Source organism: Robinsoniella sp. KNHs210, assembly GCF_000686105.1.
Taxonomy (GTDB): Bacteria; Bacillota; Clostridia; order Lachnospirales; family Lachnospiraceae; genus Robinsoniella; species Robinsoniella peoriensis.
The window spans coordinates 3,223,326-3,241,002 of record NZ_JMLZ01000002.1 but is presented as its reverse complement, the minus strand read 5'-3'; the positions used below and the strand labels follow the sequence as shown (position 1 = coordinate 3,241,002).

General features: G+C 41.3%; 13 protein-coding genes. All 13 read left to right on the top strand.

Going from position 1 to position 17,677, the window contains the following annotated elements; translation table 11 throughout:
- The first annotated feature begins 3 nt into the window (after window positions 1-3).
- The 13 genes from CD03_RS0121090 to arfA all read left to right on the top strand — a co-directional run bounded on the left by CD03_RS0121090 (window position 4) and on the right by arfA (window position 17,673).
- Window positions 4-1,362 carry an alpha-amylase family glycosyl hydrolase gene (locus CD03_RS0121090; protein ID WP_027295333.1) on the top strand — a complete coding sequence of 453 codons (1,359 nt, stop codon included), beginning with the start codon at window positions 4-6 and terminating at the stop codon, window positions 1,360-1,362.
- Window positions 1,363-1,366: 4 nt separating this feature from the next.
- Entirely contained in the window at window positions 1,367-3,313 is a 1,947-nt protein-coding gene (gene glgB, locus CD03_RS0121085; RefSeq protein ID WP_081820322.1) for a 1,4-alpha-glucan branching protein GlgB, read from the top strand.
- A 292-nt stretch (window positions 3,314-3,605) separates the two neighbouring features.
- Window positions 3,606-5,222, top strand: coding sequence for a nickel ABC transporter substrate-binding protein (gene nikA / locus CD03_RS0121080; RefSeq protein WP_027295331.1), 1,617 nt, complete (start codon window positions 3,606-3,608; stop codon window positions 5,220-5,222).
- Window positions 5,223-5,280: 58 nt separating this feature from the next.
- The gene (gene nikB, locus CD03_RS0121075) at window positions 5,281-6,213 is read left to right on the top strand and encodes a nickel ABC transporter permease (protein WP_027295330.1); all 933 of its coding nucleotides are present in this window, start codon (window positions 5,281-5,283) and stop codon (window positions 6,211-6,213) included.
- 2 nt (window positions 6,214-6,215) lie between these two features.
- Window positions 6,216-7,037 carry an ABC transporter permease gene (locus CD03_RS0121070; protein WP_027295329.1) on the top strand — a complete coding sequence of 274 codons (822 nt, stop codon included), beginning with the start codon at window positions 6,216-6,218 and terminating at the stop codon, window positions 7,035-7,037.
- 13 nt (window positions 7,038-7,050) lie between these two features.
- Entirely contained in the window at window positions 7,051-8,028 is a 978-nt protein-coding gene (locus tag CD03_RS0121065; RefSeq protein WP_027295328.1) for an ABC transporter ATP-binding protein, read from the top strand.
- Window positions 8,018-8,950 carry an ATP-binding cassette domain-containing protein gene (locus CD03_RS0121060; protein WP_027295327.1) on the top strand — a complete coding sequence of 311 codons (933 nt, stop codon included), beginning with the start codon at window positions 8,018-8,020 and terminating at the stop codon, window positions 8,948-8,950. The genes CD03_RS0121065 and CD03_RS0121060 overlap by 11 nt, the downstream gene beginning before the upstream one ends.
- 147 nt (window positions 8,951-9,097) lie before the next feature.
- A complete protein-coding gene (locus tag CD03_RS0121055) occupies window positions 9,098-10,141 on the top strand; it encodes a LacI family DNA-binding transcriptional regulator (protein WP_027295326.1) in 1,044 nt (347 codons plus the stop codon).
- 421 nt (window positions 10,142-10,562) lie between these two features.
- Window positions 10,563-12,500, top strand: coding sequence for a glycoside hydrolase family 127 protein (locus CD03_RS0121050; protein WP_027295325.1), 1,938 nt, complete (start codon window positions 10,563-10,565; stop codon window positions 12,498-12,500).
- A gap of 12 nt (window positions 12,501-12,512) precedes the next feature.
- Window positions 12,513-13,958 carry an ABC transporter substrate-binding protein gene (locus CD03_RS0121045; protein ID WP_027295324.1) on the top strand — a complete coding sequence of 482 codons (1,446 nt, stop codon included), beginning with the start codon at window positions 12,513-12,515 and terminating at the stop codon, window positions 13,956-13,958.
- A gap of 217 nt (window positions 13,959-14,175) precedes the next feature.
- Entirely contained in the window at window positions 14,176-15,117 is a 942-nt protein-coding gene (locus CD03_RS0121040; RefSeq protein WP_044289571.1) for a carbohydrate ABC transporter permease, read from the top strand.
- Between the two features lie 4 nt (window positions 15,118-15,121).
- A complete protein-coding gene (locus tag CD03_RS0121035) occupies window positions 15,122-15,979 on the top strand; it encodes a carbohydrate ABC transporter permease (protein WP_044289569.1) in 858 nt (285 codons plus the stop codon).
- A gap of 173 nt (window positions 15,980-16,152) precedes the next feature.
- Window positions 16,153-17,673 carry an arabinosylfuranosidase ArfA gene (gene arfA, locus CD03_RS0121030; protein ID WP_027295321.1) on the top strand — a complete coding sequence of 507 codons (1,521 nt, stop codon included), beginning with the start codon at window positions 16,153-16,155 and terminating at the stop codon, window positions 17,671-17,673.
- The last annotated feature ends 4 nt before the right edge of the window (window positions 17,674-17,677 follow it).

The window sequence follows — 17,677 nt, the reverse complement described above, 5'->3', positions numbered from 1 at the left end:
GAAATGAGTAAATGGTATGAAGAGGCAGTATTTTATCATATGTATCCCCTGGGAATGACAGGAGCACCGAAAGAAAACAAAGAAAATGAAATAATTCACCGATTTGAGGAATTATTTGCCTGGTTGGCGCATATAAAAGAAATTGGGTGTACTGCAATTTATATAGGGCCGTTATTTGAATCTACCACACATGGTTATGATACAAAGGATTATAAAGTAGTCGACAGGCGCCTTGGTGACAACGAAGATTTTAAGAAATTTGTGGAGATGGCCCATGGAGAAGGAATCAAGGTGATTGTCGACGGGGTGTTCAACCATACGGGAAGGGAATTCTTTGCATTTCAGGATATTAAGCAGAACAGGGAGAATTCACCTTACCGGAACTGGTATAAGGGTATTAACTTTGGATGGAATACGCCATATAATGACGGTTTCGGATATGAAGCATGGAGAAACTGTTTTGAATTGGTGAATCTGAATCTGTGTGAAGGCGCGGTGCGGGATTATCTGCTGGACGTAATTCGTTTTTGGATTGAGGAATTTGATATTGACGGTATCCGTCTGGACTGTGCAGACTGTCTGGATTTTGACTTTATGAAAGAGATGCGCAGGGTTACGGCAGCTGAGAAAAAAGATTTCTGGCTGATGGGTGAAGTCATCCACGGAGATTACGGTAAATGGGCAAATGATGAAGTCTTACACGCTACTACCAATTATGAACTTCACAAGGGTTTGTATTCCGGGCATAATGATCATAATTATTTTGAAATTGCCCATACGGTCAAGCGTGAGTTCGATGAAAATGGCGGGATCTATAAGGGAAGAACACTGTATTCTTTTGTAGATAATCATGATGTGGACCGCATTATGAGCAAGCTGACGAATAAGGAACACATTAATCCGGTATATACGCTGCTCTATACGCTGCCGGGAATTCCCTCCATCTATTATGGATCTGAATGGGGAATTGAAGGTAAGAAAGAGGGCGGAAATGATGATCCGCTGAGACCGCATCTGGTACTGGAAGAATGTGAGAAGAATAATCAGCATCCTGAAATTATCAGGCATTTAAAAGAGCTTGGTGAAATCCGTAAAGGGAACCAGGCGCTTGCAGGCGGAAAATACAGGGAGCTGGCATTGACTAACCGCCAGTATGCTTTTGCCAGGATCTGGGAGAAGGAAGCGGTTATTGTTGCAGTTAATAATGATGAGAATGCAGCTGTGATGACTATATCATTGCCGGTGGAAGCAAAAAGCTGCATGGATGCTGTTACCGGAGAAGCAGTTGCGGCAGATGGCGGTAAGATTACGGTAGAATTAAAAGCGTGTGGAAGCGTAATTATAAAAATAAACCAGGGGTGAGAAGATGGCAGAGAAAAAGCAGGCCAAAGGAACAGCAAAGAAGGCTGAGAACAAAGGGCTTTTGTTTGGCGATTTAGACCAGTATCTGTTTGGTCAGGGAACACATTATGATATTTATAAAAAATTAGGAGCTCATCCACAGAAAATAGAGGGAAAAGACGGCGTTTATTTCGCCGTCTGGGCACCAAATGCCGCTGATGTGAGTGTTATCGGTGAATTTAACGGGTGGAGTGAAAAAGCACATCCTATGAAGCGTATAGACCCCATAGGAGTGTATGAGGCTTTCATACCTGAGGCGAATGTGGGCAATTTATATAAATATTATATTACTGCCAAAGATGGACGGGGATTATACAAAGCAGACCCATATGGAAATCAGGCGGAAGTGAGACCGGGAACGGCGTCCAGAATTGCGGAAATCAACAATTTCAAGTGGGGAGACTCGGGCTGGATTACAAAACGTGCACAGACGAATCAGGACGAGCAGCCGGTTTCCATTTATGAAGTGCATCCGGGATCCTGGAAAAAGCATCCCCTTCATGACGGAGATGAAGATGGATTTTATAATTATAAGGAGCTTGCCCATGCTCTGGTGGATTATATAAAAGAAATGGGATATACCCATGTAGAGCTCATGGGAATTGCAGAGCATCCGTTTGACGGCTCCTGGGGGTATCAGGTCACCGGCTATTATGCACCCACTTCCCGGTATGGAACGCCTGCAGATTTTATGTATTTTGTGAATTACATGCATAAAAATAAAATTGGTGTCATTCTGGACTGGGTTCCTGCACATTTTCCAAAGGATGCCCATGGACTTGCAGAGTTTGACGGAACCAGTACATACGAATATGCAGATCCCAAAAAAGGAGAACATCCGGATTGGGGAACGAAAGTCTTTGATTTTGGTAAAAGTGAAGTTAAAAATTTCCTGATTGCAAATGCACTTTTCTGGGTGGAGCAGTATCATGTTGACGGATTGCGGGTGGATGCAGTGGCATCGATTTTGTATCTGGACTATGGAAGAGAAAATGGTCAGTGGCTGCCAAATAAATTCGGTGGGAATAAAAACCTGGAGGCAATTGAGTTTTTTAAACATTTGAATACAGTTGTTCTGGGGCGTAATCATGGGACGCTTATGATTGCGGAGGAGTCGACGGCATGGCCGAAAGTAACCGGAAAAGCGGAAGAAGATGGACTGGCTTTTTCGATGAAATGGAATATGGGATGGATGAATGACTTCCTGGAATATATGAAGCTGGATCCTTATTTCAGACAGTATAATCATCATAAGATGACGTTTTCCATGACCTATGCCTATGCTGAGAAATATGTGCTGGTGCTGTCCCACGACGAGGTGGTACATTTAAAATGCTCTATGATCAGCAAAATGCCGGGACAGTATGATGATAAGTTTGCAAATTTGAAAGCAGCTTATTCGTTTATGATCGGGCATCCGGGTAAGAAGCTTTTGTTTATGGGTCAGGAATTTGCACAGTTCCAGGAATGGAGTGAGGCAAGAGAACTGGATTGGTACCTGCTAGGTGAAGAGAGACATGCCCAGATGCAGCATTTTGTAAAAACGCTGCTCCATCTCTATAAAAAGACGCCTGCGCTGTATGACCATGATTATGACCCGAATGGTTTTGAGTGGGTGAATGCAAATGATAATGAAAGAAGTATCTTTAGTTTTATCCGGCACTCACAAAATGGAAAAAGCAATCTGTTGTTTGTAATTAATTTCACACCGGTGGAGAGAAAAGATTACCGGGTGGGAGTGCCCAGAAGAAAACAGTATAAGCTGATTCTGGACAGCAATGCCAAGGAGTTTGGCGGAACCGGTAAAATTCAGCCCGAGACCTTTAAGGCGGTTAAGAAAGAATGTGACGGTATGCCGTATTCCTTTGGATATGAACTGCCGGCCTATGGGGTGGCGGTGTTTAAATTCTAAAGGGAAGTAATCGGTTCCTGGTGAAAAGGCTTGTATATTAAAAAATAAGGGGTGAAATCCATACGAAAGGATTTCACCCCTGATTTTTGTGTGAAGGGATAAAACACATAATAGATTCAATTCATTTAATAAGCAATGGTGCTATTATACGATATCAATTTTAAATTGTATAAAATAGATAAAAAAGTAAGATAGAAATTGTGTAATATGTAGAAATATCCCCGCAGGGAGCTTGTAGCAGTTTTTTTCTAATGGTAGAATCTTCAGGAATAAGAGAGGGAGATAACACTATATGAAGAAAAAGAATTTATGGATTACATCTTTGATTTTGGCGGGGATAATGGTGTTTGGAACATCCCTTGGAGCCTGCGGCAATCACACTACAGCAGGAAAAGCGGAGCAGGAACAGAGTGGGGAAGAAAAAAACGCACAGTTGGTGATTGCTACGGCAAATGATATAGGAGATTTGAATGCTCAGGGATATTGCCCTATGTATGCCCAGGATTTCGTATATGAAGGGCTGACTTCCTTTGAAAAGGGAGAAGTAAAGCCTTGTCTGGCTGAGAACTGGAGTATTTCAGAAGATGGAAAGGTGTATACTTTTCATTTAAGAGAGGATGTTAAATTTACTGACGGATCTGCTTTTAATGCACAGGTTGTGAAGAAAAATCTGGATGCAGTTTTAAAAAACAAGGAAGAACACAGCTTTCTAGAGTCTATTAATTTGATGAAAGAGATTGTTGTTATGGATGAGTACACTGTAAAAATAATTTATGAAGAACCTTATTATCCAATTCTTCAGGAACTTTCCCTTGCACGGCCGGTTCGATTTATGGCAGAGGCATCTTTTTTGGATGATGGAGATACTGCAAAAGGCATAAAGGAGCCTATTGGAACCGGTATGTGGAAGCTTAAGGAGCATGTTGAGAACCAGTATGCAGTATTTGAAAGAAATGAAGATTACTGGGGGAAAAAACCTAAAATGAAAGAGTTGAAGGTTGTTGTAACACCAGATGGAGATACCTCGGTAAACGCATTAAAAGCCGGTGAAGTTGATATGATCTTTGATATTGAAAGCCGTTTGAGCCCGGATTCTTTTAAGGAGTTAGAAGCGGGCGGATATGCTGCTTACGTATCTCAGCCGCTTAGCACAGTTTCCCTAATATTAAACAGTAACTTTGGACCAACCCGGGATTTAAAAGTAAGGCAGGCTTTAAATTATGGCGTTGATAAAGAGCTTATTTCGGAAAATGTATTTTATGGACTTCAAAAGCCGGCAGATACTTTTTTTGATAAATCGGTACCATATTGTGATGTAAATCTAGACGTCTATGAATACGATGCAGAAAAAGCAAAGCAGCTTTTAGACGAAGCAGGATGGAAAAATACAGATGATTCAAAATACCGTATGAAAGAGGGAAAAGAACTGGAAATAGGGTTTTACTACGATGGTGATAATGTCATCTATAAAACTCTTGGAGAAGTGCTGCAGAGTGAGTGGGAAAAGTTGGGTGTTAAACTGAACCTGGAAGCTTTGGAAAGACAGGCTTTAATTGATTTTCAGAAAAAAGGAGATTTTGAAATTACCATTACAGAGACATGGGGAGACCCCTATGATCCACACACGCTGGTAGCGTATATGGCAAATCCGGAGTATGCGGATTATCAGGCACAAAAAGGGATTCCGATGAAAGATGAGCTGGATGAAAAAATTCATCAGGTTATTGTGGAGACGGATGAGCAGAAAAGACAGGATCTGTATAATTTTATATTGTATACCATTCAGGATCAGGCAGCTTATCTGCCTATATCAGGTACCACCCGACTGGTTGCCTGCGATAAAGCTCTTACGGGGGTTAAGTTTGACAGTCTGTATTATATGCCGGTTGAAGATGTGGAAAGAAAATAATGAAGTCTATATAGCAGGGCGTTTTATGGCGGCCTGCTATATTTGAGGAAAATAACTTATGAAAAAATATTTTATAAAAAGGTTACTGGCAATTATTCCAATTATGTTCTGTGTAACAATTGTGACTTTTTTAATTGTCAGAGCAATGCCGGGAGATGCGTCAACTGCGTATCTGATGGCCAAAAGAGTGCCGGTTACCAGGGAGAATCTGGAGATGGCGATGCATACACTGGGGTTGGACAGACCGTTATATGAACAATACTTTGCATGGCTCAATCAAATATTGCATTTAGATTTGGGAGTTTCTTATATGACGAAGATGCCGGTTGCGATGGAGTTGGCAAAAGCCTTTACATACACCGTGAAATTGGCAGCGCTGGCACTTCTCTGGCTGTTTGTGTTCTGTGTACCTATGGGCATCTTATCAGCAGCCAAACCGGACAGTGTGATAGACCGTGTAACAAGGGTAACGGGATTTTTAGGTTCTTCCATTCCTTCTTTTTGGCTGGGGTTTTTACTGGTGCAGATCTTTGCTGTCTGGCTCCGGTGGCTTCCTGTTTCTTTGGCTGGTGGATTTGAAAATATGATATTACCTTCCGCAACGATTGCCACAGGATATATTCCCATGTATACCAGGATACTGCGAAACAGCATTTTAGAAAATGCAAAATTACCATATGTGGTATATGCAAGGGCAAGAGGAATTGACGGCAGAAAGATATTTCTTACGCATATTTTGAAAAATTCTCTGATTCCGCTGGTCACTTCTCTGGGAATGAATCTGGGAGGTCTGCTTTGCGGCAGTGTAATTGTGGAAAATGTGTTTTCTTTTCCCGGGCTTGGAAGATTGATTGTTGAGGGGATAGGAGGTCGTGACTATCCTGTTATTCAGGGCTACATTCTGTTATTGGCCCTTATTTTTATATTTACAAACCTTTTGTCCGATTTGATCTGTGCAGGGTTGAATCCACGCATGCAGTCGGAGGTGTAAATATGGAAAGAAAAGATTTTTTTAAAAAGAGAACGGTTTGTATTTGTATGATTATATTAGGAGTCATTATACTTGCCGGTATTTTTGCAATGGTCATAGCGCCTCATAATCCTGCGGAGGCAGATTTGACCAGAAAATTTTTACGTCCTTCTGTGGCATTTCCAATGGGAACAGATCATATGGGACGCTGCATTTTTTCGAGAATTATTTATGGAATCCGTCCAACGATTGGATTTGCCATTCTGGCAAGCGCGATTTCATCTGTATTTGGTATTTTTATTGGGATTTTATCCGGGTATATAGGGGGGATTCCTGACAGTGTGCTGATGAGGATTTGTGATGTGCTTTATGCATTTCCGTCTTTGGTTCTTACACTGGTTATTGTAAGTGTATTGGGGGCTGGTATACAGAATATCGTGCTTTCATTGATCTTAGTGCAGTGGGTGTGGTTTGCAAGAGTAGCGCGTAATCTGACAAAAAATGAGAAAGAAAAAGCTTATATAGCCGCCAGTAAGCTTTCTGCATCTTCGGTATTTCTAATCATGAGAAAAGGAATTTTCCCCAATATTATCCCCCAGATGATTGCAATTATTACCATTGATTTCGGACAGACTATTCTTGCGATCTCGGGGTTTTCATTCTTGGGGCTGGGGGTGAAAGCGCCAAACCCGGAGTGGGGTATGATGATTAATGACGGAAGGGCTTATATGCACAGTAATCCCATGCTTATGTTCTGGCCGGGAATGATGATTCTGATTGTAGTGCTGTGTTCAAATATTTTGGGAGATTCCCTGAGAGACTATTTAGAGGAAAAAAGCATATAATGGAGTGCAGAATATGGACGAGAATAATATATTATCTGTAAAAGATTTAAATGTATTTTTAAAAAGAGGTAAAGAAAAAATACCTGTAGTAGAGGATATGGATTTTCAGATACAAAAAGGAAAAACACTTGGAATTATAGGTGAGAGCGGAAGCGGTAAGTCAGTGACCTGTTCTTCTGTTTTGGGAATTCTGGACCGGGAAAAGTGGGAGAGTACAGGGCGGGTTTTATTTGAGGGAAGCCAAATGCCGTATCAGGATATAAAAGCCTTAAACCGGATACTGGGTAAAAAAATTTCCTGGATTACGCAGAATCCAATGAGTGCATTTGACCCGTTATTTTCCATCGAATATCATTTTCAGGAAACGGTAAAGGCACATGAAAACAAAGAGCCAGGAGAAATACATGAAAATGCAGCAGAAATTTTAAAAAGATTACATATCCACGATCCGGAAAGGGTTTTGGAAAGCTATTCTTTTCAACTGAGCGGAGGTATGCTGCAGCGTGTTATGATAGCCATTGCTTTGATTCAGAAGCCTGCATTATTAATCGCAGACGAACCTACAACGGCTTTGGATTTGACGGTGCAGCATGACATTTTAAAGCTACTGAAGGAGATGCAGGAAGAACTCCAAATGGCAATTCTTCTGGTTTCCCATGACTTAGGGGTTATCTCAAAAATTGCAGACGATATTATGGTCATGTATGCCGGTAAAAATATTGAGCACAGCCCACGCAGCGTAATTTTAAAAGACCCGGTTCATCCATATACAAAAGGCTTATTTCGTTCGCGACCGGTATTTTCAAAAGAAAGGCTGCCGGTTCTCAAAGGGCAGGCTTCCGGCCTCCTGAATCGCGGGAAAGGGTGTATGTTTTATGATCGGTGTCCTATTGCAGGGAATAGCTGCAAAGTAAAGGAAATACCAATTGTGATGGCTGCGGATAAACATATGGTTAGGTGTCTGGAGGCAATAGAAAATAGTGAAAAATAAGGATACCATTCTGGAAGTAAACGATGTAGTAAAAGTATATAAGGGAAAAAGAAAAACAAAAGTCCTGGCAGTAAACGGGGTGTCATTTACTGTGGAACACGGAAGATGCATAGGACTGGCAGGGGAGAGCGGATGTGGTAAAAGCACTTTGGCAAGAATGATTGCAGGGCTGGAAACACCTGCACATGGGGATATTCTGTGGAAGGGATTTCCGGTAAGAGATATTACAAGAAAAAATCCGATGCGTAAAGAGATACAGATGGTGTTCCAGAATAGTCTGGATGCAGTAAACCGAAGAACTACGGCAAGAGAAATTATTGCAGAACCGCTGCGGAATTTTTATCATTTATCCGGTGCTAAGCTGGATGAACGGATTGACACACTGCTTTTGCAGGTTGGAATGGAAAACAGTGAAAAAACAAAATATCCCAACCAGTTTTCAGGAGGTCAGTTACAGAGAATCTGTATTGCAAGGATGCTGGCATCTAATCCGGATTTATTAATTTTAGATGAACCTCTCAGCAGCCTGGATGTGTCTGTACAGGCACAAATATTAAATTTGTTTGCTGATCTAAAGAAAGAACTGGATATGACTTATCTTTTAATATCCCATGATTTGGAGGCTGTTTATTATCTGGCGGATGAAATCATTATTATGTACAGAGGAAAAATAATGGAACAGATAAAGGATATAAAGGATTTTGCAAATCTCAGGCATCCGTATACAAAACGTTTATTAATGTCTTCTTTTTCTTATAGGGGCAAAGAGGTACCGGAGTGCTATCGGGAAGAGGTTTCGGAAACCGGATGTTTATATTATGCAAGATGCCCTTACGCAGATAAAGTTTGCGGGGAATATGCGCCGCTTCTGAAAGAGATAGGTGAGGGACATTTCTGTGCATGCAATAGGAACTGCCAATAGAGTAAATCCCTTTGATTTAGGTGTAACGTTTTATCACTTGAATTTAAAGAGTATTTAGTGTTATACTTAAAAGAAGTAGGAGTTTTAGTTAAAAGTTTTACTAAAAGTTTATTCCTAAAATATATCACAGGGGAGGAATATAAAGTTATGGCAACCATTAAAGAAGTGGCAAAAGAATGCGGGGTTTCAATTGCTACGGTTTCTAATATTCTGAATGGGAAGGGACGGGTTGGAGAAGAAACGAAGGAGCGCATTCTAAAGACGGCAAAAGAAATGGGTTATGTGCCAAATATGATGGCGCGGAATCTCAAACAGCGAAACTCCAGAACAATTGGAATCATAACAGAGGATCTGACGGTATTTAACTGTGTGGAGATCGTGGATGGCATTAATGAATATCTGGAAGAGAAGGATTATACGTTTCTTCTCGGGAACTTAAGGCTGTATAAGAAATATGACAATGCTTTTTACCATCATGAGGATTATAAAAAGCAGGTGGAAGAGGAATTCCTGATTATGCAGAGTAAACAAGTGGAGGGGATCATCTATATCGGTGCCCACTGCCGTGAAATTAAAAGTATTCCGGGAGGGCTTAAATGTCCATTGGTTGTGGCATATGGATTTGCAGGTGACCAGCGGATTCCATCTGTTGTATTTGATGATGAGCAGGCAGCGTATGAAGCAACCATGGAACTGATCCGGGGAGGTCATGAACGGATCGGGGTCATATCCGGTGACAAGGACAGTCTTCATACCTTTGGCAGAATGGTTGGACACCAGAAAGCATTGTATGAAAATAAACTTTTATTTAACCCTGGGCTGAATGTAACCGGAAACTGGCTGAGAAGTATGGGATATGAGGCGTGCGGGCAACTGATGAAGGAAAAAGTCACGGCTATTTTTGCCATGAGTGATGTAATGGCATTGGGGGTCTATGATTATGCGAATGATCATGGTTTGGAGATTGGGAAGGATATTGCATTAATTGGGTTCGATGACAGGCAGTTCAGCACCGCATTCAAACCGGCACTTACAACAATGGCTCTGCCGCTTCACGAAATTGGTAAAAAGGCAGCAGAAATTGTGGTGGACGAGGTGGAGGGAACGTTGGATGCAAACCAGAGTTATCCCTACAAGATCAGGTGTAAATTGAAGAGAAGACAGTCTGTGGATAAAATGATCTGTAGATAAAATGATCTGTAGATAAAATGATCTGTAGATAAAATGATCTGTGAATAAAATGATCTGTAGATAAAATGATCTATGGATAAAAAAATCTGTGGATAAAAGGATCTGTAGATATAACAATCAATGGATAAAAAAATCCGAGGATAAAAGGATTATTAGACAAAACTATCTTTAGATAAAACGATTAATCGTAAGGAGAATGATATTTAATAGACATATCAATATATATAATATATAAAATATTCACATATAGACGTTAATATGTACATGTAATTTGGCATGTACATATTTTTTTTGTCATTTTTGTGAAAAAAGGTATTGCATTATTTTGGAAACTGTAGTATAGTATCGATATCAGATAAAACGTTTAATCAAACCCGCAGGACAAAGCGCTGGTATCGATAAGAAACGGACGGAGGCATTTATGGAAAAACTAACCTTAGTTCAACTAAACCGTACGAAGATACGGGATTCCTATTGGGATAGATATATAGACCTGGTAAAAAGTACGATTATCCCATATCAGTGGAATATTCTGAATGATAAAATACCGGGTGCCCAGACAAGCCATGGGTTAATGAATTTTAAAATTGCAGCAAAAAGAGAGACCGGTGAATTCTACGGAGTGGTGTTTCAGGATACCGATGTAGCAAAGTGGTTGGAAGCAGTTGCACTTTCACTGGCATCTCACGCAGATAAAGATCTGGAAAATACAGCAGATGAAGTAATTGATCTGATTGAAGCGGCGCAACAGCCGGATGGCTATATCAATACATATTTTACAATTAAAGAACCGGAAAAACGCTGGAGTAACCTGGAAGAAGGACATGAGTTATATACGGCAGGACATCTGATGGAAGCGGCGGTTGCTTATTACAATGCTACCGGTAAACGAAAGTTTTTAGACTGTATTTGCAAATTTGCTGATCTGATCTGCACAGTGTTTTCTAATGAAAATAACAAAGATGGTTATCCCGGACATCAGGAAGTGGAAATTGGCCTTGTGAAGTTATATGAAGTGACCGGAAATCGAACCTATCTTGCACAGGCGAAAGAATTTCTGGAGCGCAGGGGCAGGGAGCCCAATTATTTCCTGGAGGAAGAAAAAAGACCGGATTATAAGAGGATTTTCCCGGAATTTGAAAATTACCTGCCTCTTTATTCCCAGTCACACAAGCCGGTCCGGGAGCAGGATACAGCAGAGGGGCATGCAGTCCGGGCGGTGTATATGTACTGTGCTATGGCGGATGTGGCGTACGAATATCAGGATAAAGAGCTGCTTCAGGTCTGTGAGAATTTATGGAATGACATTTCTTATAAAAAAATGTATATCACGGGAAGTATAGGAAGTTCCGGGTTACTGGAACGTTTTACCACAGGATATGATCTTCCTAACAACCGCAATTACTCAGAAACATGCGCCTCCATTGGACTGGCACTCTTTGGAAGAAGAATGGCACAGATCACAAGGGATGCAAAATATATGGAAGTGGTGGAACGTGCACTGTATAATACACTTTTATCCGGTGTGGCAATGGATGGACAGAGTTTTTTCTATGTTAATCCGCTGGAGGTATGGCCGGATAATTGTATGCCAAGAACTTCCATGGAGCATGTAAAGCCGGTTCGTCAAAAATGGTTTGGCGTTGCATGCTGTCCGCCAAATATAGCCAGAACCTTGGCATCCATTGGAGAATACATTTATTTTTATGATAAATCTTCTATCTGGATCAACCTGTTTATCTCAAGTGAGACAGTGGTTGAGATAGAAGGACACCCGGTTCACCTGAGTCAGAAGACAGCATTTCCCAATGATGGAAAGATAGAAATTACGATTGAGAATGAAGATGAAGCGGAATTTGAGTTGGCTATTCGGATACCTGAATACGTGAAAGAGTATGGTCTTATACTGGATGGAAAGGCAATTTATCCGGAAGTTCAGAAAGGTTATGCAAAAGTAATGATTTCAGGAAAAAATCCTTCGCTGGTTTATAAATTTGCACTAGTTCCCAGAATATTGCGTGCCAATCCCCTGGTTAAAGAAGATGTGGGCAAAGTTGCAATCATGAAGGGTCCGGTTGTGTATTGCCTGGAAGAAGTGGATAATGGTAAGAATCTTCCGGCAATATTTTTGGATCCGGAGCAGGAACTGCAGGAGAGTTATGAAGAAAATTTATTAGGAGGAACTACCGTAATCCGGACAGCAGGGAAAAAAGTGATGACAGATGGGTGGCATAGTAACGAACTATATAAGGAATCTGATCTCACAATGGAAAGTATACCGTTAATGTTTGTACCCTATCCATACTGGGGGAACCGCCAGACAGGCGAAATGTTAGTATGGGTGAAAGAGTTTATCTAAGGAGGAAAAAAAATGAGAAAACGTAGTAGAGTATTAGGGGTGTTATTAGCAACAGCAATGGCGGCTGCAAGTCTTGCAGGATGCGGAGGCAGTACAGGAACTACAGAAGCAGCAAAAGATAACACAGCAGAGACAACGGCAGCGGGCACAGAAGCAGCAGAGACAGCTGCAACGGATAAAGCAGCGGATAAGGCAGCGGCTGAAACAGAAGCGGCAGATTCCGAAAAAGCAACGACAGCTGCAAGCGCAGATGCAACAGAACTGGAAATGTGGACTTTCGTGGAACTCCACGGAAATCATTTTCAGGATATGGCTGAAAAATGGAATGAAGCAAATCCGGACCGCCAGGTCAGCTTAAATGTAAATGTTCTTCCATATGAAGACATGCATAATAAACTTCAGATTGCACTTCAGTCCGGGGAAGGTGCACCGGATATCGTGGATATCGAACTTGGCAAATTTGCAAACTTCTTAAAGGGAGAACCCCAGTTAGAAGCATTAAATGATGCGATTGACCCATACAGAGAGGATATTGTAGCTTCCAGAATTGAGCTTTACAGCAAGGACGGAAAAAATTATGGTATTCCAAGCCACGTTGGTGCAACTGTTGCTTTCTATAACACAGAGATGTTAGAAGCCGCAGATATTGATTATACAACTATTAAAACCTATGCTGATTTAAAAGAAGCAGGGCTTAAGTTAAAAGAAGCAACCGGTAAATACATTATATCAGCAGATACCAGTGCACTATGGCAGTTAAATGATTTGATTGCACAGCAGAAAAAAGACTGGGTTGATGACGCAGGCAATGTAAATGTAAACATTCCGGAAGCACAAAAAGGTCTGGAAACTTTAAAAGATCTTCAGACGGCAGGTGTTGCTACAACTATTCCGGGCGGAAATCCGGATACGGAAGAAGCATACGCTTATTATAATGCAGGTGAAGTTGCTTGTGCGATTATGCCAATGTGGCAGATGTCCAGATATACAAGCTATATGACAGACTTAAAGGGTAAAATTGCAATTGCTCCTGCTCCGGTACTGGAAGAAGGAATGCCATCCTCTGTGGGCGGCGGCGGAACAGGTACTTGTGTAACCAATCAGTGCAGCGATGTTCAGCTGGCAAAGGATTTCCTTGCTTATGCAAAACTCAGTGTAGATGGAAATATTGGTTTATGGAACAATCTTGGATTTGATCCCTGCAACATGGATGTATGGTCTATGGAAGAGGTAACACATAATCCGGATAACGAATTTGTACAGTATTTTAAAAATAACCCATTTGATGTATTAAATGAAATTAAAGATCAGATCGGTCTGATCAAATCTACAGAGGCCTATCCGGCAATCAACAGTACATTCAGTGCAACTACTTTGAATGCAATCTTTGACAGCGATCAGGATATTGCTGCGGCTCTGGAAGAAGCACAGTCTCAGATTGAGAATGAATTACAGTAGGTGTCAGAAAAGACACTGGAAAGAACACATATATTTGCAATAGCCCTGAAGCATGTCTGAAAATGCTTGTCTTCGCTTTGTGGGATGTGACAGCCAAATTTAGGGGGCGTAGCAGGCTACGTTCCCTTTATTTGTATGAAAACAGGATAATTCAAATATGTGGTAGGGAATGTAAATTCCCGGGCTGACAAAAGCAAATGTTGAAAGGGGTAAAAAAATGAGTGGCAGGAAGACGGTACAGGTACAGCAGCAGGAAGAAAAGAAGTTTAATTTTCGGAAATTACTATATTCTCAGAAAATAGCACCATATGTGTTCATACTTCCGTTTGTCTTAACGTTTTTAATATTTTGGCTGTTTCCGTTGGCGAAGGCCGGAGTTATGAGTTTCCAGGAGGTTTTGCCGGGACAGACATCCTTTGTTGGAATAAAAAACTATAGTAAATTAGCAGGCGACAATATCTTTAAGATTGCTCTATGGAACAGTCTGAAATATATGATTGGAACACTGATTCTTTTGATTCCAATTCCAATGCTGCTTGCGTACATGATTAACAGCAAACTAATGTCGGCAAAAGAGATGTTCAAATCTGTATTTTTTGTTCCGATTCTTACTTCTATCGTAGTAGCGGGTACCATTTTCCGTCTGATGTTTGGTGAAATGGACTCCGCGTTTATGAACAGTATTATGAATGCGCTGGGATTAGAGCCGGTAAAATGGCTGAAAAACAGTTTTACGGCTTATGTGGCATTGCTGTTTCTTGCCTGCTGGAGGTGGATGGGTGTTAATATGCTGTATTTTATTTCCGGATTAAACGGCATTCCTACAGAACTTTATGAGTCGGCATCCATTGACGGTGCTTCATCCTTTAAGAAGTTTATTTATGTGACACTGCCAATGTTAAAACCTACGATTACCTATGTTCTTACCATTAGTATCTATGGCGGTCTGGCGATGTTTACAGAGAGCTATATGCTATGGGCGGGAAAGGACTCCCCTCAGAATATCGGTCTTACCATTGTCGGCTACCTGTATCGGCAGGGAATCCAGAAAAATGAAATGGGCTATGCGGCAGCCGTAGGTGTGATTCTGCTGGCGATCACCATGATTATCAATATTGCACAGCTGACGCTTTCAGGCATGTTTAAGAAGGAGGACTAATGAGATGGCACGGCAAAATGTGGGTGGAAAAACAAAAATAATATGGATGAAAATCTTCTTATTAGTATTCTTTACGCTGTTGGCAATAGTAATTCTGGTACCATTTGCAGCAATGGTCATCGCCAGTTTTAAAGATGGAAAAGAACTGATCCAGTATGGACTTAACTTAAAGATTGAACCGGATAAAATGGGCCTTAAGAATTATGTTTATCTGTTTACCGGAGAGCACAGCTATTTTACCTGGTTTATCAACAGTGTATTCCTGACCGTGGTGCAGGTGGTATTAACTTTGCTGGTGAGTGCCTGTGTGGGTTACGGATTTGCTGCTTATAATTTTAAAGGAAAAAATTTCTTCTTTGTCTGTGTACTTCTGATCTTAATGGTACCATTTGAAATACTGATGCTGCCTTTGTATAACCAGATGATCGGCATGAAGCTTAGTAATACTTATACAGGAATTGTATTGCCGTTTATGGCAAATGCTTCAACGATATTCTTCTTCCGCCAATATCTTGAGGGAATCCCCAAAGAGCTGATTTCGGCGGGACGTGTAGATGGAGCTACGGAATACGGCATATTTGTAAAATTGATTTTCCCAATTATGAAACCGGCAATGGCTTCTATGGCGATATTAAACGGTATGACTTACTGGAATAACTTTCTCTGGCCGCTGTTGATTTTAAGGGATGATAAGAAATATACCCTGCCAATCGGTCTGAATACTTTACTGACACCTTATGGAAATAACTATGATCTGCTGATTGTGGGTTCCTGCTTCTCGGTAATTCCTATATTAATTCTGTTTCTTTGTTTTCAGAAGTATTTTATAGAAGGAATGGTAGCCGGAGCGGTGAAGGGATAATGCGCGTCCAGAAAAGGATTACGACACCGCCTAATGGTGCAGTATTGTAAGTGCCAGCGGCATACTTACAGGTAATGTTGAAAAAATATGAAATAGAAAGGCAGTGTTGCAGGCAGGCTATTTGCAGCAGATATAAAGTGCCGGCATGCCAGCAATATGCAGTGGATATCAATATGAATAAAAATGCAAATATGATAATCGATAAAAGTTTCCGGATTGCAGAAATAGATAAGAGAATTTATGGTTCTTTTATTGAGCATCTGGGAAGGGCTGTTTATAACGGAATTTATCAGCCGGGACACCCAACCGCAGATGAAGACGGATTTCGCAGAGATGTTCTGGATCTGGTAAAAGAGTTAAAGGTTCCCCTGATCCGGTACCCGGGCGGAAATTTCGTGTCCAATTATTTCTGGGAAGATGGCGTAGGCCCTGTGGAACAGCGTAAGAAACGTCTGGAACTGGCATGGCGGAGCCTGGAAACAAACAAAGTGGGGCTAAATGAGTTTGCAAAGTGGGCAAAGAAGGTTGAGGCGGATATCATGATGGCTGTGAATCTGGGAACCAGAGGCATTGCCGATGCATGTAACCTGCTGGAGTATTGCAATCATCCCTCCGGAACATATTACAGTGACTTAAGAAGAAGCCATGGAGTGGAAGAGGCATATGGAATTAAGACCTGGTGCCTGGGAAATGAGATGGATGGAGAATGGCAGATCGGACATAAGACGGCGGATGAGTATGGACGCCTGGCTGCAGAAACGGCCAAGGCAATGAAACTGATTGATTCGTCTATAGAAATGGTTAGCTGCGGAAGTTCCTTTGCGGCGATGCCGACATTTCCGGAGTGGGAAGCGGCAACACTGAATCATACTTACGATTTCGTGGACTATATATCTCTGCATCAATACTATGGAAATACCATGAATGATACGGCAGATTATCTGGCACTGACCATGGATATGGAACATTTTATACATACGGTAGTGTCGGCCTGTGACTATATTAAGGCAAAGAAGAGAAGTAAAAAGGTAATGAATTTAAGCTTTGATGAATGGAATGTATGGTTTCACTCATCGGAAGCAGATGACGATACCATGAAGAACCGCCCATGGCAGAAAGCGCCTCATTTACTGGAGGATATCTATACATTTGAAGATGCGCTGATGGTGGGATTAATGCTGATTATGCTGTTAAAACACGCAGACCGTGTCAAAGTGGCATGTCTGGCTCAATTAGTAAATGTTATTGCACCGATTATGACGGAAGATGACGGGGGAGTGTGGAAGCAGACGATTTTCTATCCATTTCTTCATGCGTCTCTGTATGGAAGGGGAACTGCACTTTTGCCGGTTCTGGATACGCCAAAGCACGATACCATCGGTCATTGCGATGTTACGGATATTGAATCGGTTGCGGTTTACCGGGAAGAAAAAGAAGAGGTTACCATATTTGCGGTGAACCGGAATATACACGAAGATATCACCCTGAGCTGTGATGTAAGAAGCTTTGCGGGATACGATATTTTAGAACATATTATTATGGAAGAGGGTGACTTAAAGACGGTAAATGCTTATGGAAGGGAACGTGTTCTGCCGAAGAACAGCAAGGAATCGGAAATGGACGAGGGAATTCTGACCGCAAAATTACATAAGGCTTCATGGAATGTAATCCGGTTGGGGAAACAGGGAAGGTAAACGA

Coding starts and splice junctions, on each gene's coding strand:
- CD03_RS0121065 (WP_027295328.1), top strand. CDS start 7,051: ATGGACGAGAATAATATATTATCTGTAAAAGATTTAAATGTATTTTTA.
- nikB (WP_027295330.1), top strand. CDS start 5,281: ATGAAAAAATATTTTATAAAAAGGTTACTGGCAATTATTCCAATTATG.
- arfA (WP_027295321.1), top strand. CDS start 16,153: ATGAATAAAAATGCAAATATGATAATCGATAAAAGTTTCCGGATTGCA.
- CD03_RS0121035 (WP_044289569.1), top strand. CDS start 15,122: ATGGCACGGCAAAATGTGGGTGGAAAAACAAAAATAATATGGATGAAA.
- CD03_RS0121050 (WP_027295325.1), top strand. CDS start 10,563: ATGGAAAAACTAACCTTAGTTCAACTAAACCGTACGAAGATACGGGAT.
- CD03_RS0121040 (WP_044289571.1), top strand. CDS start 14,176: ATGAGTGGCAGGAAGACGGTACAGGTACAGCAGCAGGAAGAAAAGAAG.
- CD03_RS0121090 (WP_027295333.1), top strand. CDS start 4: ATGAGTAAATGGTATGAAGAGGCAGTATTTTATCATATGTATCCCCTG.
- nikA (WP_027295331.1), top strand. CDS start 3,606: ATGAAGAAAAAGAATTTATGGATTACATCTTTGATTTTGGCGGGGATA.
- glgB (WP_081820322.1), top strand. CDS start 1,367: ATGGCAGAGAAAAAGCAGGCCAAAGGAACAGCAAAGAAGGCTGAGAAC.
- CD03_RS0121055 (WP_027295326.1), top strand. CDS start 9,098: ATGGCAACCATTAAAGAAGTGGCAAAAGAATGCGGGGTTTCAATTGCT.
- CD03_RS0121045 (WP_027295324.1), top strand. CDS start 12,513: ATGAGAAAACGTAGTAGAGTATTAGGGGTGTTATTAGCAACAGCAATG.
- CD03_RS0121070 (WP_027295329.1), top strand. CDS start 6,216: ATGGAAAGAAAAGATTTTTTTAAAAAGAGAACGGTTTGTATTTGTATG.